The organism is Acetomicrobium mobile, from assembly GCF_937920065.1.
The window spans coordinates 1-3,679 of sequence record NZ_CALETC010000220.1; the positions used below are offsets into that span (position 1 = coordinate 1).

Genomic DNA, 3,679 nt, shown 5'->3' on the forward strand with positions numbered 1-3,679 from the left:
TGACCGTTGAGGATCTATACAAAAAAGAAGAGCAGTGGATTGCCATTATGGTTCCGGCATGGCAGGAAGCCGGAGTGATCGGCAAGATGCTTGAGACGACGATCAAGCATCTGGATTACGATCGATACGTCATTTTTTGCGGCACCTATGTAAACGACCCAGAGACTTCGCGCGAAGTCGATTTTATATCGGAAAAATTTCAGAAGGTCGTCAGAGTCACGGTGGCCCACCCGGGACCTACAAACAAAGCGGACTGCCTTAACTTCGTCGTCCGCGAGATACATTCCTATGAAATGCTGCATGGAATAAGCTTTTCGGGATATGTCTTGCACGATAGCGAGGACATAGTCCACCTCCTGGAGCTGAAGCTCTTTAACTATCTGCTCCCTCGAAAAGACATGATACAAATTCCGGTCATGGCGCTGGAGCGCTCATGGAAGGATTTCGTGGCGTGTACTTACATGGACGAATTCAGCGAGTGGCACTTGAAGGACCTTTTAGTCAGAGAAAGACTGACTAAAGGGATACCAAGCGCCGGCGTGGGTACCTGCTTTAGCCGGCGCGCCATATCTTTTCTGGAACAGAAAAACGGAGGCAGTCCTTTCCCCACCGATTCCCTGACAGAGGATTACGTAGTCGGATTGACGTTGGCGGAGGAGGGAATAGGTGGCATTATCTTGCATTTTCCAATCGTTCTCCAGGGCAAGAAGGGCATAAGGAGGACAAGAAAGATTTACGTATCCGTATCTGAGTATTTCCCAGATAACTTTTGGGCTGCCGTAAGGCAGAAAAGTCGCTGGATACTGGGCATTGCATTGCAGGGAGCCAAGACATTGGGCTGGCGTGGAGATATATTCGATAAGTTCTTTCTGTACAGAGACCGTAAGGGCTTATTTACCTCTTTCGTTAATTTCCTGGCCAATATACTATTTATCAATTACATGTTTCTATTTGTTGGTCTTAGGCTTAATTTTTTGCCTTCATATAACTATGCTATCCCTAGAACATTATTGATCTTTAACATATTTTTCCTAGCAAACAGATTATTGCACCGCGCATTGTTTGTCTTCTTGCTTTACGGCTGGAAGCAATCGCTTTTAAGCATCCCGAGAATTTTTGTGGTTAATTTTATAAATTTTTGTGCTACATTGAGGGCATTGAGACTCTTCGGCGAGCATCTTTTATCGGGTAAGCCCTTGGTGTGGGATAAAACGCAGCACGTCTATCCGACCGAGGAACGCTAGCCACCTACAGAAGACGATTGGGCGATATCCTATTGCAGTGGAAGGTCTTGCGGGAAGAGGACTTACGGGCTGCACTGCAAGAGCAAAGGGAAAGCAACAAGTTATTGGGAGAAATATTGATGAAGCACAGGCTGATCGACGAGGATACCCTTTCTAAGGCACTCTCCGAGCAGCTGGGGTTGCCACTGGTATCCCAAGATGAGATCGATGTGGCAGCGATGGCAGATGTATTGCCAAAGAAGTTATGCGCCGACCATCTCGTCTTTCCGGCCTCGATCGAGAAGGATGGGGCCCTTCGGCTTGCCGTCACCAGAGCTGTTGCGCAGGAATGTCTGAACGAAATAAAGAAGCACTGGACGGGGCCACTAAAGTTTTGCCTGATGAAGGAAAGCGATATGCTCAATATACTGGGTGATCTTGCTCACATGGAAATGAGCACTTAAATCTAATATAGGGATGATATCATTCATGAAAAGAACAGAAAGACAGCTTATTGCATCATATATCTGGGTTCATAGCAAGGATATGCTGAGGTTGCTTGCCGTTTTTGCCTTTGCGATGCTTTTTTTATTGCCCGACATCTATGTGCCTGCACATGCTTCCGTGCCTTCTGTCTATGACCTTTACGAAGCGGGCAAGACAGAGGAAGCAAAATGCCTTGCTGAAGAGCTTTTGAAAAAAGACCCCAAAAACCACTCCCTTAGAATGCTTTATGCGGAGATACTCAGGAAAGAAGGAAAGCCCTTGGAGGCAAAGGAGCAGGTCACCAGAGCAATTTTGGGAGGCTTGAGTAACGGCTATGTCTATTCGACGCGGGGCTATTTGTCGCTTGAACTGGGCGATCCGCAAGGGGCGTTTGAGGATTTCGAAAAGGCCCTCAAATTTGACGACCTTTCCGAGGATGCTCGAGAAAACGTGCGCTTGAGCCTGGTTAACCTCTCCATCGAGCTTAACGATGCCGGTAAGGCGTTAAAATATTTGACCGTTCATGACGACCCGATGGTGTTTTACGGCGTCGCACGGCTCGTCTCAAATACAATGTCGGGCAGCGAGTTAAGAAGATATATGGACAGGTTGTCCAACATGGCCCAATCGGATTCGCAGAGGGCGGAAGTGCTATGGGCGCTTGGGGAATATGAAAAAGCTCAGGGTAACGTTGAGGCTGCGGCGAAGCTGATGTCGGAGGCCATGTCACTGTATCCCCGGTCGGCTACACAGTACAGGCTGCTTACGCTTGCCTATCTCTTTGCAAACCTTGGCGAGGACGACATGGCTGCAAATCTTTTCGATGAAGCCTTGTCCGATGACTGCGGGGCGTCTCCCGAGGTATTGGCCGATGCTGCCTACGCCTTCAAAGGCGCAGGCAATAACAGAAAGAGCATGCATTATTTTACGAGAAGCATTGAAGCATACAGAAAACGCGGAGAAAATGACGAGGAAACGAAGGGCTGGATTTACTCCCTTCGGCGTGAGAACTCCAATTTGGAACGACGATGGGGCATGTACACATCTTATTTTTACCAAGAGAACGGATACCCCGGCTATATCTCGGGCAGGACCGTCTCCGGGGGCGAAACTCAACAGATGTGGCAGGAGATCTACTATCAGATGATAAATGACAATGGCAGGCAGTTGTCCATGTATGTGTCTTACGGGTTGACCTTGAGCGCTGAAAACGATAATGAAGGCTGGGATACGGGGATGTACGTTTTGGGCATCAGGTACAAACCTATAGGCGACACAAACTTGAACATCGCTTTGGAAAGACACTGGAAGCAGGACGAGTCGAACGACTGGCAGGTCCGCATGGGCTATTCCTGGGACAGGGGATCAGATTTGAATGTAACGGATCCCAGTTGGGATTATCTTTTTTATTACGGCGAGGTAGCCCATCTGCTGGATGAAGGACGGACCTTTGGGGTGGTAGAGTGTAGGGCCGGGAGAAGCACGCGTTTGGGAGGGCAAAAGGGAAAGACCGTCTTTACGCCTCACCTCTTTTTCCGCGGCGATTACGACAGTGATCCCCTTTCCTTCGAGGGCATCGATTCCTCTGATGAGGAATGGGCCTTGAGCATTGGTCCGGGCTTGATGTGGAGGACGTGGTACAGGGAAGACGATTATCATGCGCCACGTTCGTACCTCGACATCATCCTTCAATATCGTTTCAAGCTAAGCGATGCGGATAGGGCTGAAGGCCTGGCCATCAGGATAACCAATGCCTTTTGATCGGCATCCTTCCTATACAAGTTTCTGTCGGTGCTTTTCATCCAAAAGCAGCAGTTTCCTTCCCTTTCAGGAGATGGTGGAGTCTCCCGAGGCCTTGCAGAAACGCCCTTTTACAGAGGATGTAGGGCATGCCATCGGGTGTACGAGGGGGGCTGGCGTATGAAAGGGAAATTCAGGTTCGAGGAGAATTACGTTTACAAGATGCCCGT

3 protein-coding genes are annotated in these 3,679 nt (G+C 48.9%); all 3 read left to right on the plus strand.

What is annotated here, in order from left to right; genetic code table 11:
• On the plus strand, positions 1 to 1,244 hold a 1,244-nt coding region (locus Q7P41_RS08555), incomplete at its 5' end, for a glycosyl transferase family protein (RefSeq protein WP_303883481.1).
• 32 nt (positions 1,245 to 1,276) lie between these two features.
• The gene (locus Q7P41_RS08560; RefSeq protein WP_303883483.1) at positions 1,277 to 1,687 is read left to right on the plus strand and encodes a hypothetical protein; all 411 of its coding nucleotides are present in this window, start codon (positions 1,277 to 1,279) and stop codon (positions 1,685 to 1,687) included.
• 25 nt (positions 1,688 to 1,712) lie between these two features.
• A complete protein-coding gene (locus Q7P41_RS08565; protein ID WP_303883485.1) occupies positions 1,713 to 3,470 on the plus strand; it encodes a hypothetical protein in 1,758 nt (585 codons plus the stop codon).
• The last annotated feature ends 209 nt before the right edge of the window (positions 3,471 to 3,679 follow it).

Coding starts and splice junctions, on each gene's coding strand:
- Q7P41_RS08565 (WP_303883485.1), top strand. CDS start 1,713: ATGAAAAGAACAGAAAGACAGCTTATTGCATCATATATCTGGGTTCAT.